The following is a 16,499-nucleotide window of genomic DNA, read 5'->3' on the forward strand; positions in this document are numbered from 1 at the left end:
CCGTACGGGAATCGAACCCGTGTTACCAGGATGAAAACCTGGCGTCCTAACCCCTAGACGAACGGACCAAAACAATCATTCTGATTGCGGGTGCAAATATACAATTCTTTTTGTTATTTGCAATAAAAATTATTTTTTTATTTCTTTTATTTTCACACTAAAAAGAAACAAAAGAACTTGTAGTCCGTACGGGAATCGAACCCGTGTTACCAGGATGAAAACCTGGCGTCCTAACCCCTAGACGAACGGACCAAAACAATCTTTTTTACGATTGCGGGTGCAAATATAAAAACTGTTTTTTATTGCGCAAAGCTTTTTTTTATTTTTTTAATATGCTTTTGCAAAAAGCACTCTTTTTGCTGAAGGTTTTCCTGTTAACACACATACACCTGCCTCTTCCTGTGCATCGTTAGGAATACATCTTATTGTAGCTTTTGTTAACTCTTTAATCTTATCTTCAGTCTCTATGGTACCATCCCAATGCGCAGAAACAAATCCTCCTTTATTTTCTATCACATCTTTAAACTCTTCGAAAGAATTTACTTCAGTAATATGATCGTTTCTATATGCTAAAGCTTTATTAAAAATATTTTCTTGAATTTCCTCTAATAAATTTGATACTATATCAACTACTTCGTCTCTAGAAACAGTTTGCTTTTCAAAAGTATCTCGACGAGCAACCTCAACAGTCCCGTTTTCTAAATCACGAGCTCCCATAGCAATTCGTACAGGTACTCCTTTTAATTCGTATTCAGCAAACTTAGCTCCTGGTCTGAATGTGTCTCTGTCATCAAACTTTACAGAAATTCCTTTAATACGTAATTCTTTTACAATTACTTCAACTTTCTCAGAAATAGCATTTAGTTGCTCTTCCCCTTTGTATATAGGCACAATTACAACTTGAATTGGTGCTAATTTTGGAGGTAATACTAAACCTGCATCATCAGAGTGTGTCATTATCAGTCCACCTATTAAACGTGTTGACACCCCCCAAGAAGTGGCCCATACATATTCTTGCTTTCCTTCTTTAGATGTATACTTAACATCAAAAGCCTTTGCGAAATTTTGCCCTAAGAAGTGTGAAGTTCCAGCTTGTAATGCTTTACCATCCTGCATTAATGCTTCTATTGTTAAGGTATCGTCTGCTCCTGCAAAACGCTCGCTTTCACTTTTTATTCCTTTAACAACTGGCATTGCCATAAACTCCTCAGCAAAAGTTGCATACACCTCTTGCATTTGCTTTGCTTCAGCTATTGCTTCTGCCTTTGTTGCATGTGCTGTATGACCTTCTTGCCATAAAAATTCTGCAGTACGTAAAAACAAACGCGTACGCATTTCCCATCGTACAACATTTGCCCATTGATTAACTAACAACGGTAAATCTCTATGCGATTGAATCCAACCTTTATAAGTATTCCAAATAATTGCTTCAGAAGTAGGACGAACTACCAATTCTTCTTCTAATTTAGCTTCAGGATCTACACGTAATTTACCTTCATTATTTGGGTCATTTTGTAAACGATAATGCGTAACTACCGCACATTCCTTTGCAAAACCTTCTGCATTTTTTTCTTCTGCTTCAAACAAACTTTTAGGCACAAAAAGGGGGAAATAAGCATTTTGATGTCCTGTTTCTTTAAACATTCTATCTAATTCTTTCTGCATGTTTTCCCAAATTGCAAATCCGTATGGCTTAATTACCATACAACCTCTTACTGCTGAGTTTTCAGCTAAATCGGCTTTTACAATCAATTCGTTATACCATTTCGAGTAATCTTCGGCTCTTTTTGTTAAATGTTTGCTCATATTCAAAAGTTTGGCATAAATATTGTTATTTTTTATGCGTAAATTGTGTCTGCAAAACTACATTAAAAAGGTAACAAGCCCAACAAAGAACTAATTTTTTGCAACTCATAAAAAAACAATTTGCTTTAACCTAAAATAAAAGAAGTCATGAAGCTATATTACACCAAAACCAAACTCCCTTTTTATATCCTATCATTTTTAATGGCAGCTACATTTATATCTTGTGGTTCTGCACAAACGGTTACTGGTAGTGATGATGGTATTTATGCTGATGAGATAGAGCAACCTCAACGTAGAGTGATTGTTACCGATGATCGTGCTTATGACGAATATCAAGAAAATTATTTCACCAAAGAAGTAGAACGTTTAGATGCTTTAAATGGTACCGACATTTTCACTGATATAGAAAATTATAAGTCTGAAAGTGTGGACTCTTATGATGATGAAGATATTATTTATGAAGAAGAGCCTGAAACAAGAATTACATATAACGGAAATGAACCTTGGGGTTATTCTGATAATAATGATGTGGTTATAAATATCAATACTTATCCAAGATGGGGTTATTACAACGATTGGGATTATGGCTATGGATACAATTATCATAGACCTTGGTGGAGGTCTCGCTACTATGGCGGTTGGGGATATAACTCTTACTGGCACCCTTACCATTGGAACTCTGGTCTTTATGTTGGTTTAGGTGGAATTTATTATAACTCTTACTGGAACTCTCCTTATTACAGGTACAATCATTATAGGCCATATAGATACTATAACAATCGTTATTATAAACGTCCTTATAGAGGCGCTAACTATTATAGAGGGCACAGAACTGCAACAACCTCTAGAAGAGGTTACACTTCTGGTCGTAGAGGAACTACAACTTCAAGACGTTCTTCTAATGTTTACAGAAGAAGTAATGGTAGAACCTACCGCAATAACACTCGCTCTACAAGAAATACGCGAAGCTATAATACAAGAAGAGGAAACAACTCTAACAATAGAAGCATCAAACGATCAACTAGAACAAGAAGGTACAACTCTAATGGTAATAGTAGATCTACTCGTAGCTACAAAGGCACACCACGTTCTACAAGAAGCTCAAGAGGAAATTCTAGGGCTTCCAGTAATAATGGTGATCGTCGAGCAACATCAGCAAAGAATTCTAGAAGTTACTCTAAACCTTCTAGAAGCTCTCGTAGCTATTCAGCTCCATCAAGAAGCACTAGAAGTAATTCTTCTGCAAGAAGTAACTCAAGAGGAAGTAGCAGAAGCTCATCAAGAAGTTCTAAAAGATAATCTTACTGTCAGATTTCAAGATAAGTTTTTAACGAATTAATGAAAAAAATGAAAAAAATTTTAACCTTCGCGATAATTATCGCCAGTACATATACTGCCTATTCACAATCACTAGGCTACAATGATTTAGGAATTTTATTTTCAAAAGACGGTAATTACGGAACTGCTCGTTTTGAAGCAATGAGTGGAGCCTTTGGAGCATTAGGTGGAGACATATCTTCTTTTGGAATTAACCCAGCTGGTAGTGCCGTTGCTATTAAGAGTACTTTTGGAGTAACCCTAGGTAACAGAAACACCACCTATTCGACTAAATATTATGGAAATACTGTAGAAACTGAGGATGATTTTTTTAATATTATCCAAGCTGGTGGTATTTTATCTTTCGACTCTGCTCATAACTCTGATTGGAACCGTTTTGCTTTAACTTTTAATTATAGATTAAAAAGTGATTTTGAAGGTTCATTCTCTACACAAGGTAATAGTGGTCAAGCATTATTCAATGAACACCCTGATGATATTACAAATCAGTACGACAATGGACAAGAGCAACGTTTTTTTAATTCTACCTATGGAGAGAGTAGCATTTTTGAAATGGGATTCTCTGCTGTACATCTAAACAAATTATATGCAGGAGCTAGTATAAAGTTTCATAACTTTAGCTTTGGTCAAGTTACCGAATTAAGAGAGGTTAATGAGGATGATAATGGGAACACCTTAACAGCTCTTAACATTCAAGATAGTTACTTTGAAGGTAGCGGAATTTCTTTTAGTGCTGGTTTTATATACAAAGTAAATCAAAGCTTCCGTTTCGGATTAGCTTATGAAACACCTACATGGTACAACGAAGTTTTTGAAGATAGTAATTTGAATGTTTTCGACCCAAATGATTCTAGATATGATGACTGGGTAGGCTATACAGAAATTTCAGCAACAAACCAAAACACTGATGTAGATAGCGGTGAAGAATTTAACTCAAACATTTTCAGACTACGAACTCCAAGTAAACTTACAGCTAGTACAGCATTTGTTTTTGGCAAACAAGGTTTAATAAGTGCTGATTATACATACAAAGACTACAGTGGTACAAAATATAGAGAAAACGATCCTTTTTTTACAGAAACTAATCAAAACTTTGATAATGACTTTAAAGGTACCCACTCCTTAAATATTGGTACTGAGTGGCGTTTTGACAAAATGAGTGTTCGTGGTGGTTATCATTATGAGCAAAGTCCTTATAAAAATGCTTTAGACGATGATAACATTTCTGGATTTTCATTAGGACTTGGTTATAACTTTGGAAACATTAAATTTGATTTATCTTACACTAATTCAGAAAACAACAGTCCGTATCATATATACAACTCACCAGCTGTTGATGTGAATCCTATCGAACTAACAACTGATACATCACGAATTTCTGGAACAATTACTTTCAGTTTATAATTCATAAAAAACATAGAAGAAGAGTCCTGCTATATGCAGGACTTTTTATATATCCATTTCTCAGTTTTTTACCGTAATTTTGCTTCTTATTTACAACTTATGAGTTCAACAAAAATAAACATACAAGAAACCAATAACGAAACCATTCTAAAGTTTGTTAGTAACAAAATTTTAGTCAATGGTGGTAGTTATGAATACAATAATATAGACGAGGCTAAAAACTCTCCGTTAGCACAACAGCTATTTCATCTTCCTTTTGTGAAAAAAGTATTAGTTACAGCTAACTTCATTGCTATTCAACGATATGATATTGTTGAGTGGAGCGATGTTGAAGAAGAGGTTCGCGAGCAAATAGAAGCTTATATACAAAGTGGTAGTTCTGTAGTAAAAGAAGAAACTACTAAGAAAGATGCTGTTGAAGTATATGCAGAGGTTACTCCAAACCCAGCAGTAATGAAATTTGGAACCAACAAAGCTTTAACACAAACTGATGTTGAATTCAAAAACATTGAAGAAGCAAGCAAATCTTCTCCTTTAGCACAAGCATTATTTAGCTTTCCTTTTGTAAAAGAAATTTTCATTTCTGAAAACTACATATCAATCACAAAGTATGACATGATTGATTGGAATGAAGTGTACCAAGAAGTACGTACCTTTATTCGCAGCTATATACAAGAAGGTAAAAAAATCATTACTGAACTACCTAAACAACAAACTACGCAAAACGTTGAAGTTCCTAAAGAGAGTTTAACCGATACTGAAGCTAAAATTGTTGATATTTTAGATGAGTATATAAAGCCTGCAGTAGCTTCTGATGGTGGTAATATCGCATTTCAATCATACGATGCCGACAACAAAAGAGTAAGTGTTGTTTTACAAGGGGCTTGTAGTGGTTGTCCATCATCAACAGTAACATTAAAAAATGGTATTGAAACCATGCTTAAAGAAATGTTACCTAACCAAATTAATGAAGTCGTTGCTATTAACGGGTAGTTAACCGTAAACCAAATAAAACACATGTCTGAAAAGATCAAACCATATAAAAATTCTGAATTAGGAAAGAAAGAGCAAGTTGCTCAAATGTTTGACAATATTTCTGAAGATTACGACGGATTAAACCGTGTTATTTCTTTAGGAATTGATGTTAGTTGGCGTAAAAAAGTAGTAAAATTAGTAGGAGAAAATAATCCTCAACAAATTTTAGATATAGCAACTGGTACAGGTGATTTAGCTTTGATGATGTCTGAATTAAACCCTGAAAAGATTGTAGGCTTAGATATTTCTGAAGGAATGCTGCAAGTAGGAAGACAAAAAATAACTAAAGCTAACTTATCAAATAAAATTAAGATGATTGTTGGTGATAGTGAAAGCATCCCTTTTCCTGATAATACTTTTGACGCAATTACTGTTTCTTTTGGAGTTAGAAACTTTGAAAACTTAGACAAAGGTTTAACCGAAATATTACGGGTATTAAAACCTGGAGGTAAATTTGTGGTATTAGAAACCTCTAACCCAATCAAATTTCCTTTTAAGCAAGGATATAAATTGTATACCAATTATATTTTACCTATTATTGGTAAACTCTTTTCAAAAGATAAAGTTGCGTATTCATATTTATCAGAAACAGCAAATACTTTTCCTTTTGGAAAGGCTTTCAACAATATTTTACAAAAAAACGGGTTTAAGAATGCAAAGAATATACCTGTAACATTTGGTGTTGCATCAATTTATACCGCTTTAAAATAGTATGTTAAAAAAGCTTTTACTTTTCGGAATTTTAGTAGTGTCATTATCATCACAAGCTCAAAGAGAAAAAATATTAAAACTTCCTAGTTTTGATAAACCTCTTTTTCATTATGGTTTCTACCTAGGTGCAAATAATAATGGTTACAAAATTTCCTATGCTCCTAGTGATTTTGACGATGCCGAAATTGAAATTGAGTCATCTATTGGTTTTAATGTAGGTTTAATTGCCGATTTAAGACTACATAACAACATTAACCTTCGTTTTGAACCTGGATTAATGTCTAACACGAAAACATTGCGTTTTAAACATATTCCTGGTGCAGATAACATAAACACTCGTGAAGTAGGCGCCACTTACCTACATTTACCTCTCCTTTTAAAATTAAGCACAAACAGACTTAATAACATGAGACCTTATGTTATTGGAGGGCTTTCATACGACCATAACTTTTCAAGCAATGAGAGAAATAGTGATGACAACTTTGCTGGTGAGTTCAGGACTACAACAAATAATTTTATGTATGAAGTTGGCATTGGTGTAGATTTTTATTTAAGTTATTTTAAGTTTTCTCCTTCAATAAGAGGTGTTTTTGCTATTAACAATGAAGTTAAATATGACAACAAACCTTCTTCTCAATGGACGGATCCTATTAATTTCCTAGGAACTAGAGGAGTGTTTTTACATTTAGCTTTTGAGTAATATTTTTATCTAAAACACATACAATAAAAAAAGGCTTTCTAAATTTAGAAAGCCTTTTTACATTTAAAAATAATATGAAGTCCCCCGAAATCTTATTACTCTATACTTATTAGACACACTTTATTTTTTAAGGTCACATTTTTTTTAAAAAAAACTCACAAAAAAAGACCGCAAAATGCGGTCTTGTTTCATAAAGATTACTCTTTATTAGTTGGATAGAAGTCCCCCGAAATCTATCGTACTGTTAAAAACATTGTTTTTAGCGTTTTCAAAGATATAAAAAAATGTTAATCTCATCACTTTTTTACAACTATTTTATTGTTAACCACATCTTTAATAGGTAAAATAACCTTTCCTGCTTCTGTATTTATTGTAATACATATATTATCTATAGCTACAACAACTCCCTCTATATCATTAATTATAACTTTTTCTCCTATTGAAATATTTTTTCTAGAATAATAACCAAAAAGTAATCTTGAAACAGCATCTCTTGCACCAAACCCAAAAGCTAAGGTAAAAGCTAATAGCACAGACCCTATTAAAAGAGTTAAATTACTTTTAATTACTGATGTATCTACTCCTGCTTGATCTAGTGCTGTTATAGATAAAAATACAACAATAAGATAAAAAGCAATATTGCCTACTAGGTTTCCTCCAGAAACTTCAATAGATTTAAACATGGATTGAATAGCTTTTTTCACCATAGTTCCTAAGTAAGTTCCACCTACAAAAATACCTACCGCTGTTAATAGGTTTGGTAAATACGCAAAAAAACTTCTAATTCCATCGGATACTACAGTTAAACCAAACATTTCGGCACCGACCATTACAAAAACAAAAATCAAAAACCACTTTAGCACAGCCAAGATAACATTGGTAAGCACGATGTTTATCGTACTACTTCCAAAAATTTCTGTCTGTCTAAGTTTCTTTGACCATTCATCTATTTTTGTTTTTGCTAATGCTTTTCTAACAAGGTATAAAAAGACCTTTATAATAAGCCAAGAGAGGATTACAAAAGCTAAAAAACCCGCTACTGTTGGTAGTGAATCTACTATATCTTGAAAAATATTCTTAAAAGGGGTTAAAAAATCTATCTTTAAAAAACTCATAACTTTTATGTATAGTGGTATATTTGGTTAGTCTGGATTACTTCACTTCTTTTTTCCGTTTGGTTCTGTACCCCCAATTAAATCAACAATTGCACTGGGGTATTTAACCACGAATAAATCAGCCATATCTATTGATAGCTTTATCATTGCCACATCATTAAGCACCTTATCTTTTAGTACTTCTGGCAATTCTTCGTTATGTAATATTTTTTTAAATGGATTATCCATAATTTATTACAATTCGTTATACGCTTTCACCACTTTCGCTTTAGCTCTTTTTAATCGCATTTTTACTGCGCTTTCCCCTAAATCTAATCCTATTGAAATATCTTTAATACTCATTTCATCTTGATACTTCATTAATAAAATCATTTTCTCTAAAGGAGAAATCATTTCTAGTGCTTTAGCTAATTTATCTGACTTTAACTCGAACAGTGTAGCGTCATCTATATCATCAATATTACTTTCCTCTCTTATTTCATCTGTTACTACCGTTACTCTTTCTTTTTTCTTCTCTTTATTTCTCTGTACATAATTAACACAAAAATTGTAAGTAAAAGAATATAACCAAGTAGAAAACTTAGATTTTCCTTTAAAAGTTCTCAATTTAACAAATAAACGAATAAATACATCATGTGTTAAATCTTGAGCCTCTTCTTTACTTTTGGAAAACCCATAGCACTTATTATACACCACACCAGCGTAACGATCGTATAAAACAGCAAACAAATGAGTATCATTTTTCTCTACTATTTTACGAACTAAATCTTCGTCGCTTATTTTTTTTACATCAATACTCTCCAAGGGGCAGTACAGTTAGTTTCCTTCTTAGTTACACATTAATTTAGACACCTACTCTACCAGATGGTCACTCAATTATTGCTCAAACAACAGATTTTAACATTTCTTTAACAAAGAGACGAAATTTTTCAAGAAATACAAAAAACTTTGTAACATTATTTTAATTGCATACGTATAAGATAATGTAGACTGATTGATAAATTAAAAATACACTTGAAGTAGATGAGACAACTTAAAATTACAAAACAGGTTACCAACAGAGAAACCGCGTCTTTAGATAAATATTTGCAAGAAATAGGAAAGGTAGATTTAATTACTGCTGATGAAGAAGTTGAATTAGCACAAAGAATTAAAGCTGGTGACCAAAGAGCCCTTGAAAAACTAACCAAGGCTAACTTACGTTTTGTTGTATCAGTTGCAAAACAATACCAAAACCAAGGATTAACATTACCTGATTTAATTAACGAAGGTAACTTAGGATTAATTAAAGCTGCGAAACGTTTTGATGAAACTCGTGGATTTAAATTTATATCATACGCAGTATGGTGGATTCGTCAATCTATCTTACAAGCTTTAGCTGAGCAATCTCGTATTGTACGTTTACCATTAAACAAAATTGGTTCCATAAACAAAATTAATAAGATGTATGCTTTCTTAGAGCAAGAAAACGAGCGCCCACCAAGTGCTGAGGAAATTGCTAAGAAATTAGACATGACTGTTAATGATGTTAAAGAGTCAATGAAAAACTCAGGTCGTCACGTATCAATGGATGCCCCTTTAATAGAGGGCGAAGATTCTAACTTATATGACGTATTAAACTCGGGTGAATCACCAAATCCTGATAAAACTTTACTACACGAATCTTTACGTATTGAGATTAATCGTGCGTTAGAAACGTTAACACCTCGTGAGGCTGATGTAGTAAAATTATACTTTGGTTTAGGAGAGCACCAACCAATGACTTTAGAGGAAATTGGTGAAACATTTGATTTAACTCGTGAACGTGTACGTCAAATTAAAGAAAAAGCTATCAGAAGATTAAAACACACATCACGTAGTAAGATTTTAATGACCTACTTAGGCTAATAATATAAACAACAACAAATAGTTATCGTAACTATTAGTTTTTGATTAATGAATGAAAGCTCTCAAATATGAGAGCTTTCTTTTTGATTTTAATGCCCTTAGTTTTAACTATATTTGCACATAATAACAACACAACAACTTATATATTAATGGAAAAACTTGTAGCCCCATCAATTTTAGCGGCTGATTTTGGAAACCTACAACGTGATGTTGAAATGGTTAATAATAGTAAAGCAGATTGGTTTCATATTGACATTATGGACGGTGTTTTTGTTCCAAATATTTCTTTTGGAATGCCCGTTTTAAAGTCAATTACAAAACACGCTACTAAAACAATTGATGTACATTTAATGATTGTAGATCCTGATCGCTACATTCAGACTTTTGCAGATTTGGGTGCCGACATTTTAACGGTACACTATGAAACTTGTACACACTTACACAGAACTATTCAGGCAATAAAAGCAGCTGGCATGAAAGCTGGGGTTGCTTTAAACCCACATACACCTATCGCAGTTTTAGAAGATATTATTAAAGATTTAGATTTAGTTTGTATTATGAGTGTAAACCCAGGATTTGGAGGACAATCATTCATTGAAAATACTTACAAAAAAATTCAACAGTTAAAAAACTTAATTCAATTTAGTGAATCTTCTACTCTAATTGAAATTGACGGTGGTGTAACTGACCAAAACGCTAATAAACTTGTAGAAGTTGGTGCTGATGTGTTAGTTGCTGGTAGTTTTGTTTTCAAAAGTGATAACCCTACCGAAACAATTGAAAATTTAAAAGCTATTATAAATTAAGACTACTTTTAAAAAACAATCGTGTCTAAACTACACTATTTTTTAACTAAAAAAGCTATATAACATAAATTATATAGCTTTTTACTTTTTTAATTAGGCTCGCAAAAAATCTCATTCATACAAATATAACCTGAAGGAAGAGGTTCACATCTAGTACACATTACGTAAGTCCATCCACCTTGAATGGATTTTTGCTCTGACTTATTTAGAATCAAACCTAAATTTGTAATATTTTTCAACACAACAAAATGTTTTAATCTTCTCAAAAAACAAGACCTTAAGCAGAACTTATCTCCTAAAAAACCGTAATAAAAGTAAGGCTTATCCATAATTTTAACCTTACTAATCTCCTTCTACCAAAGCTAAAACTGCTCTAATAGGTAATAAACTAAATCAGTGGTAGTTACAACCCCTACTAATTCATTATTATCAACAACTGGCAAAGCATGAAACTCTTTTTTTGCTAAAATCTCTGCAACTTCTTTAATTGTAGTACTAGAATTTACAGTTTCCAGGTTTTTTGCCATTACCTGGTCTATTGTAAACATGTTATACACTACAGTATCAACGTCGGTTTCATTTCCATCAACTGCATCTGCAAAACTTATTCGTAATAAGTCTGTATAACTTAACATTCCTTTTATTTCATTTCCACTAACTACTGGAATGTGTCGTATATGTTCTTTTTTAAATATTTTCTCTGCCGTCATTAAATCATCAGTACTACTTAATGTAATTACATCTTTAGTCATTATAACAGAAACTGGTATTCTTTTTTTCATCTTTGTAAGGTTTTGTGTTATTATTTACTTCAAATTTCAGTAATAAAAACAAGTATAAACCTGATTAAAATCATAGATTTTCATCTATTTTATTTCTATCTAAAAATGTAATTATTTAACTATTTTTACAAAAACATTTTATCTTGATAGAAGATTTACAGAAATACTACGGTTATTTATTTGAGGAAGCATTATTAAAAGAAATAGCTGATGTTGCTATAGCTAAAGAAGTAAAAGCTAATGAAGTTATTATTGATATTGGCAGTTACATTACTTCTATCCCTCTGTTATTAAGTGGTGCCATAAAAATTTTACGTGAGGATAAAGAAGGAGACGACTTAGTTTTATACTATATAGAAAAGGGAGACACTTGCGCCATGACCCTTTCGTGCTGTATGGGGCAAACTAAAAGTAAAATCAAAGCTGTGGCTGAAACCGATGTAAAACTATTGATGATTCCTAAACAAAAAATGAGTGAATGGCTAAGCAAGTATAAAAACTGGCAAGAATTTATTTTGCATAGCTACCATAGTAGATTACAAGAGTTCATTGATGCTATTGACACTATTGCTTTTTTAAACATGGATGAACGTTTATTAAAATACCTAAAAGACAAAGCCTTAGTAAATCAAAATGAAACAATTAGCGTAACACACCAACAAATAGCTAACGATTTACACACTTCTAGAGTAGTTATTTCAAGACTTTTAAAAGCCTTAGAAAAGCAAGATAAAATAGAACTAAATAGAAATCAAGTTAAAGTGTTAGAACTTTAATCTTGTAACTTAAGTTACATTTTTTTTAAGAGGATCGTTCTACCTTTATGGTAAATATTAAAACGATGAGTAAATTTTCTAAAATAAACAAAGGAGTTCCCATTTTTATACTTTTTTAAAGAAAATAAGCTATTATGGCAACAATCGGGAATGTTATATAAAACGATTTGGGTACTATTATTAACGGTTATATGAAATAATATCGTTATTTTTATAACACTTTATCTACTACAAAAAACGTTCTTATTTAATAATCTCATAAACTATCTTCAATATGGAAGACATGCTCTTTTATGATAGAATGCAATTTGCTTTTACCATTACCTTTCACTACTTATTTCCGCAATTAACCATGGGACTATCACTCATGATAGTTTTCTTCAAATGGAAATTTTTAAGGACTAAAATTGAAAAATACAACGATGCTGCTAAGTTTTGGATGAAAATATTTGCATTAAACTTTGCTATGGGAGTTGTCACTGGAATCCCTATGGAATTTCAATTTGGAACTAATTGGGCAAAATTCTCTGAACTTACTGGTGGTATTATAGGTCAAACATTAGCCATGGAAGGAATGTTTTCTTTCTTCTTAGAATCTTCCTTTTTAGGGCTATTTTTATTTGGAGAGAAAAAACTAGGACACAAACTTCACTTTTTAACTGGATTCCTTGTCTTTTTAGGCTCTTGGGCAAGTGGTTTTCTAATTATAGCTACACATTCTTGGATGCAAAACCCTGTAGGATATGAAATACTGGCCAACGGTAAGTTTGTATTAAATAACTTTTCAGCCTTATTCTCAAACCCATGGTTATGGCCTTCTTATTTGCACAATCAGGCTGCTTCCTTGGTAACAAGTTCTTTCGTAGTAGCTGGTATTGGAGCTCTTTATCTTTTAAATAAAAAGCATGTTGAATTTGGAAAATTATTTTTAAAAACTGGAGTTATTTTTGGAGTTATAGCATCTATTCTGGTTGCTTTTCCTACAGGTGATTTAGCCGCTAAAAATGTTGTCAAATATCAACCTATAACCTTTGCCGCTATGGAAGGAATATTTGAAACAGAAAAAGGAGGTTCTGAAATAGTGCTAATTGGACAACCAAATATGCTGGAAAAAAAATTAGATAATAAAATAGCTGTGCCTAACATCTTGAGCTTTTTAACCTATCAAGAATGGAATGCAGAGATTAAAGGACTCAATGAGTTTGATGAAAAAAACTACCCAACAAACATACCGGGTTTGTATTATGCATATCATATAATGGTAGGTTTAGGAACTATTTTTATTGCATTAATGTTAGCTAGCATTGTACAATTATTCAGAAAAAAATTATATCAAACAAAATGGATTTTATGGTCTTTACTCTTCATGATTCCATTCCCATATATTGCCAACACTACTGGTTGGTATACTGCTGAACTTGGCCGTCAACCTTGGTTAGTTTATAATTTACTACGAACGTCTGCTGGAGCATCTCCTACAGTATCCTCAGGAAACACTTTATTTACTCTTTTAGGATTTATCGGATTATATCTACTATTAGGAATGTTATTTCTAATTTTAGCAGGAAAAATCATTAACAAAGGACCTCAAACAACACATTAAATTATGGAACTTTTTTGGTATATAGTATTAGTTACGATGTTGGCCATTTATGTTATTTTAGATGGTTATGATTTTGGAGCAGGAATTATTCACTTATTCTTTGCTAAAAAAGAAGAAGATAAAAAGAAAGTCGTAAAAGCAATAGGTCCTTTTTGGGATGCGAACGAAGTATGGTTAATCGCTGCGGGAGGTGTCCTCTTTTTTGCTTTCCCTACTTTATATGCTTCTTCATTTAGTGGTTTTTATCTTCCTTTAATGATGGTTTTATGGCTACTAATTTTTAGAGCTATTGGTTTAGAGTTACGTGGACAAATACACAATAGAATATGGGAAAGCATTTGGGACAAAGCTTTTGGAATTGCCAGTCTACTTCTCGCCTTATTTTTTGGAGTGGCACTAGGAAATGTTGTACGTGGTGTTAATCTAGGTAACGTTGTAGATGGTGTTTCTACTCATGAGGCACATTACTTTTTCCTCCCTTTATGGAATTCTGAATTCTCTCCTCATTCTGAAACACTTGGTGTTATAGACTGGTTTACTTTACTTCTGGGAATTATTGCAGTTGTATCACTAACTATCCATGGTGCCAATTGGGTTATTTTCAAAACCAATGCTAGTATTAACAACCAGCTAAAGAAAGTTATTTTTGCTCTTTCTTTTGTTTTATTAGGCTTAGTAATTATTTCATTAATCGCTTGGCATGTTATAGAACCTAAACCATTTCATAATTTCATAGAGCACCCTTTTCTATTGATTTTCCCTCTACTAACTTTTGTAGGGTTATTTGGTTTATTCAACGTAAAAAAGTACACAAAACACATCACTGGATTTTTATATTCTTCTTTGTTTTTATTGGGAGGTTTAGCAACTACAGTAGCATCAATTTTCCCTAAAGTTTTACCTTCAACCAATAGCATCAATCCTGATTTAACAATTTACAATGTAGCTGCTAACGAGTATGGTTTGTCTGTAGGTTTAAATTGGTTTTTTATAGCTGCGATACTAGTAGTTGTTTATTTTGTTATTCAGTATAAAGTTTTTAAAGGAAAAATGGATGATGTAGACTATGGCGAACATTAGCCTATTTTAACATAAGCTTACTTAAGGCATACCTTTTAAAACCATACGACTCTGTAACTAAAGTTACTGACTACCGTATATGTTCCCACTAAATTTGCTGTTATAAAACAGTAAAAATGGAAACATCATATATTCGTTTATTTACGCTAGCACTTTTTATAACTGCTACTACCCTAGCTCAAACTAAAACTTCCATTTCCAAAAGTGAGGTTTTGAAAAGAGTTCAGGAAAATAATACCTCTTTAAAAATAGCTGAACAAAACTATCAGCAAGCACGTGCCGATTACAAGCAAACCAACGCTGTGTTCTTGCCAAATATTACTGCTTCTCATACAGGAATTATAACTACGAATCCGCTAATGACATTTGGTAGTAAGTTGAATCAGGAAATTTTAACACAGGCAGATTTCAATCCTGATTTATTAAATAACCCGAAACGAACACAAAACTTCGCTACTAAAATTGAAGTACAACAACCTTTAGTGAATTTAGACGGTATTTACCAACGTAAGGCTGCTAAAACTAAAATGGAAGCAACCAACTTGCAAACACAACGTACTCAAGAATACTTATTACTTGAAGTAGAAAAAGCATACATGCAATTGCAATTAGCTCACAAGGGAGTTTCAGTATTAGAAAAAGCATTAAAAGCTGCAGAAGCAAACCAACAAATGGCAGAAAACAGCTTTAAGCAGGGATATTTACAACGTGCAGATGTACTAGCTGTTGAAGTTAGAGTTACTGAAGTAAAAAACCAGTTACAAACAGCAAAAAGCAATGTACTAAATGCTTCTAACTATTTGTCTTTTTTAATGAATGAAACACAAAACAACATTTATGAACCTTCAGATAGTTTGCAAGTACACTTAACGAATCAACTAGCTGACGTTACTATTTCTGAAAAACGTTCAGATATTAAAGCTATGGAATTAGCTTCTGAGGCTTATCAAAAAATGCACAAAGCCGATAAAATGGATTTTCTTCCACGCTTAAATGCTTTTGGTAGTTACGAATTATACGATGATAAAATTTTCAATGCAGATGCAAGTGGTTATGTAGTTGGAGCACAATTAACTTGGGATATTTTCAAAGGCTCTAAACGCTACGGAAAAGCACAAAAAAGTAAAGCTCAGTATGAAAAATCAAGATTAGAATACGAACAGTACAAATCTAAAAGTCAATTAGAGTTAAACAACACTAAACGATTGTTAAACGATGCTAAGGAACAATTAAAGTTAACCGAATTAGCTTTAAAACAATCAGAAGAAGCCTTACGAATCAGAAAAAACAGATTTAAAGAAGGATTAGAGAAAACGGCCGATTTATTAACTGCTGAAACACAATACGCTCAAAAACAATTAGAATATTACCAAACTGTATATCAATATAACTATACCAAAGCTTATTTACATTTTTTAACTCACTAAGTGAGATTTAAAATGCTCCGACACTTGTG

16 protein-coding genes and 1 tRNA gene are annotated in these 16,499 nt (G+C 32.5%); 11 read left to right on the plus strand and 6 right to left on the minus strand.

What is annotated here, in order from left to right:
- Nucleotides 1-180: 180 nt before the first annotated feature.
- Together MK851_RS11550 and proS are read right to left on the minus strand one after the other, a co-directional pair.
- Nucleotides 181-252, minus strand: a tRNA-Glu gene (locus tag MK851_RS11550).
- Between the two features lie 75 nt (nt 253-327).
- Nucleotides 328-1,806, minus strand: a complete 1,479-nt coding sequence (proS, locus tag MK851_RS11555; protein WP_320244074.1) for a proline--tRNA ligase — start codon at nt 1,804-1,806, stop codon at nt 328-330.
- Between the two features lie 147 nt (nt 1,807-1,953).
- Between proS and MK851_RS11560 the strand changes: the two genes are divergently transcribed.
- The 5 genes from MK851_RS11560 to MK851_RS11580 all read left to right on the plus strand — a co-directional run bounded on the left by MK851_RS11560 (nt 1,954) and on the right by MK851_RS11580 (nt 6,994).
- Nucleotides 1,954-3,105: a hypothetical protein gene (locus tag MK851_RS11560; protein WP_320244076.1), complete on the plus strand. Its 1,152-nt coding sequence runs from the start codon at nt 1,954-1,956 to the stop codon at nt 3,103-3,105.
- Nucleotides 3,106-3,153: 48 nt separating this feature from the next.
- Nucleotides 3,154-4,548 carry an OmpP1/FadL family transporter gene (locus MK851_RS11565; protein ID WP_320244078.1) on the plus strand — a complete coding sequence of 465 codons (1,395 nt, stop codon included), beginning with the start codon at nt 3,154-3,156 and terminating at the stop codon, nt 4,546-4,548.
- A 99-nt stretch (nt 4,549-4,647) separates the two neighbouring features.
- The gene (locus MK851_RS11570; RefSeq protein WP_303510012.1) at nt 4,648-5,541 is read left to right on the plus strand and encodes a NifU family protein; all 894 of its coding nucleotides are present in this window, start codon (nt 4,648-4,650) and stop codon (nt 5,539-5,541) included.
- 24 nt (nt 5,542-5,565) lie between these two features.
- Complete coding sequence (gene ubiE, locus MK851_RS11575) at nt 5,566-6,294, plus strand: bifunctional demethylmenaquinone methyltransferase/2-methoxy-6-polyprenyl-1,4-benzoquinol methylase UbiE (RefSeq protein WP_320244081.1); 729 nt, start codon at nt 5,566-5,568, stop codon at nt 6,292-6,294.
- 1 nt (nt 6,295) lies between these two features.
- Nucleotides 6,296-6,994 carry a porin family protein gene (locus MK851_RS11580; protein WP_303510016.1) on the plus strand — a complete coding sequence of 233 codons (699 nt, stop codon included), beginning with the start codon at nt 6,296-6,298 and terminating at the stop codon, nt 6,992-6,994.
- A 296-nt stretch (nt 6,995-7,290) separates the two neighbouring features.
- Here the strand turns inward: MK851_RS11580 and MK851_RS11585 are convergent, their stop codons facing one another.
- Genes MK851_RS11585 through MK851_RS11595 form a run of 3 tightly spaced genes read right to left on the minus strand, consistent with a single transcriptional unit; the run spans nt 7,291 to nt 8,913 of the window.
- The gene (locus MK851_RS11585; RefSeq protein WP_303510019.1) at nt 7,291-8,109 is read right to left on the minus strand and encodes a mechanosensitive ion channel family protein; all 819 of its coding nucleotides are present in this window, start codon (nt 8,107-8,109) and stop codon (nt 7,291-7,293) included.
- A 42-nt stretch (nt 8,110-8,151) separates the two neighbouring features.
- Nucleotides 8,152-8,337, minus strand: a complete 186-nt coding sequence (locus MK851_RS11590) for a hypothetical protein (protein WP_115901772.1) — start codon at nt 8,335-8,337, stop codon at nt 8,152-8,154.
- Nucleotides 8,338-8,343: 6 nt separating this feature from the next.
- Nucleotides 8,344-8,913: an RNA polymerase sigma factor gene (locus MK851_RS11595; RefSeq protein WP_115901773.1), complete on the minus strand. Its 570-nt coding sequence runs from the start codon at nt 8,911-8,913 to the stop codon at nt 8,344-8,346.
- 219 nt (nt 8,914-9,132) lie between these two features.
- Here MK851_RS11595 and MK851_RS11600 point away from each other — a divergent pair, with 219 nt between their 5' ends.
- Together MK851_RS11600 and rpe are read left to right on the plus strand one after the other, a co-directional pair.
- Nucleotides 9,133-9,996 carry an RNA polymerase sigma factor RpoD/SigA gene (locus MK851_RS11600; RefSeq protein ID WP_028891227.1) on the plus strand — a complete coding sequence of 288 codons (864 nt, stop codon included), beginning with the start codon at nt 9,133-9,135 and terminating at the stop codon, nt 9,994-9,996.
- Between the two features lie 149 nt (nt 9,997-10,145).
- Entirely contained in the window at nt 10,146-10,802 is a 657-nt protein-coding gene (gene rpe / locus MK851_RS11605; RefSeq protein ID WP_303510031.1) for a ribulose-phosphate 3-epimerase, read from the plus strand.
- A gap of 362 nt (nt 10,803-11,164) precedes the next feature.
- On the opposite strand, the gene MK851_RS11610 is transcribed toward rpe, so the two are convergent.
- Complete coding sequence (locus MK851_RS11610) at nt 11,165-11,584, minus strand: CBS domain-containing protein (protein WP_320244089.1); 420 nt, start codon at nt 11,582-11,584, stop codon at nt 11,165-11,167.
- Nucleotides 11,585-11,727: 143 nt separating this feature from the next.
- On the opposite strand from MK851_RS11610, the gene MK851_RS11615 reads away from it, so the two are divergent.
- The 4 genes from MK851_RS11615 (at nt 11,728) to MK851_RS11630 (ending at nt 16,470) form a co-directional block, all read left to right on the plus strand.
- Nucleotides 11,728-12,360 (plus strand): Crp/Fnr family transcriptional regulator, encoded by a 633-nt coding sequence (locus tag MK851_RS11615; RefSeq protein WP_303510037.1) that lies wholly within the window; start codon nt 11,728-11,730, stop codon nt 12,358-12,360.
- Between the two features lie 274 nt (nt 12,361-12,634).
- Nucleotides 12,635-13,963 (plus strand): cytochrome ubiquinol oxidase subunit I, encoded by a 1,329-nt coding sequence (locus MK851_RS11620; RefSeq protein ID WP_320244092.1) that lies wholly within the window; start codon nt 12,635-12,637, stop codon nt 13,961-13,963.
- A gap of 3 nt (nt 13,964-13,966) precedes the next feature.
- Nucleotides 13,967-15,043, plus strand: a complete 1,077-nt coding sequence (gene cydB, locus MK851_RS11625; RefSeq protein WP_320244093.1) for a cytochrome d ubiquinol oxidase subunit II — start codon at nt 13,967-13,969, stop codon at nt 15,041-15,043.
- Nucleotides 15,044-15,159: 116 nt separating this feature from the next.
- Nucleotides 15,160-16,470 (plus strand): TolC family protein, encoded by a 1,311-nt coding sequence (locus tag MK851_RS11630; RefSeq protein WP_303510045.1) that lies wholly within the window; start codon nt 15,160-15,162, stop codon nt 16,468-16,470.
- Nucleotides 16,471-16,499: the final 29 nt, after the last annotated feature.

It is taken from the genome of Tenacibaculum sp. 1B UA, from assembly GCF_033978845.1.
Taxonomy (GTDB): domain Bacteria; phylum Bacteroidota; class Bacteroidia; order Flavobacteriales; family Flavobacteriaceae; genus Polaribacter.

Coding starts and splice junctions, on each gene's coding strand:
- ubiE (WP_320244081.1), top strand. CDS start 5,566: ATGTCTGAAAAGATCAAACCATATAAAAATTCTGAATTAGGAAAGAAA.
- MK851_RS11565 (WP_320244078.1), top strand. CDS start 3,154: ATGAAAAAAATTTTAACCTTCGCGATAATTATCGCCAGTACATATACT.
- MK851_RS11590 (WP_115901772.1), bottom strand. CDS start 8,337: ATGGATAATCCATTTAAAAAAATATTACATAACGAAGAATTGCCAGAA.
- proS (WP_320244074.1), bottom strand. CDS start 1,806: ATGAGCAAACATTTAACAAAAAGAGCCGAAGATTACTCGAAATGGTAT.
- MK851_RS11580 (WP_303510016.1), top strand. CDS start 6,296: ATGTTAAAAAAGCTTTTACTTTTCGGAATTTTAGTAGTGTCATTATCA.
- MK851_RS11585 (WP_303510019.1), bottom strand. CDS start 8,109: ATGAGTTTTTTAAAGATAGATTTTTTAACCCCTTTTAAGAATATTTTT.
- rpe (WP_303510031.1), top strand. CDS start 10,146: ATGGAAAAACTTGTAGCCCCATCAATTTTAGCGGCTGATTTTGGAAAC.
- MK851_RS11610 (WP_320244089.1), bottom strand. CDS start 11,584: ATGAAAAAAAGAATACCAGTTTCTGTTATAATGACTAAAGATGTAATT.
- MK851_RS11600 (WP_028891227.1), top strand. CDS start 9,133: ATGAGACAACTTAAAATTACAAAACAGGTTACCAACAGAGAAACCGCG.
- MK851_RS11630 (WP_303510045.1), top strand. CDS start 15,160: ATGGAAACATCATATATTCGTTTATTTACGCTAGCACTTTTTATAACT.
- MK851_RS11570 (WP_303510012.1), top strand. CDS start 4,648: ATGAGTTCAACAAAAATAAACATACAAGAAACCAATAACGAAACCATT.
- MK851_RS11560 (WP_320244076.1), top strand. CDS start 1,954: ATGAAGCTATATTACACCAAAACCAAACTCCCTTTTTATATCCTATCA.
- MK851_RS11620 (WP_320244092.1), top strand. CDS start 12,635: ATGGAAGACATGCTCTTTTATGATAGAATGCAATTTGCTTTTACCATT.
- cydB (WP_320244093.1), top strand. CDS start 13,967: ATGGAACTTTTTTGGTATATAGTATTAGTTACGATGTTGGCCATTTAT.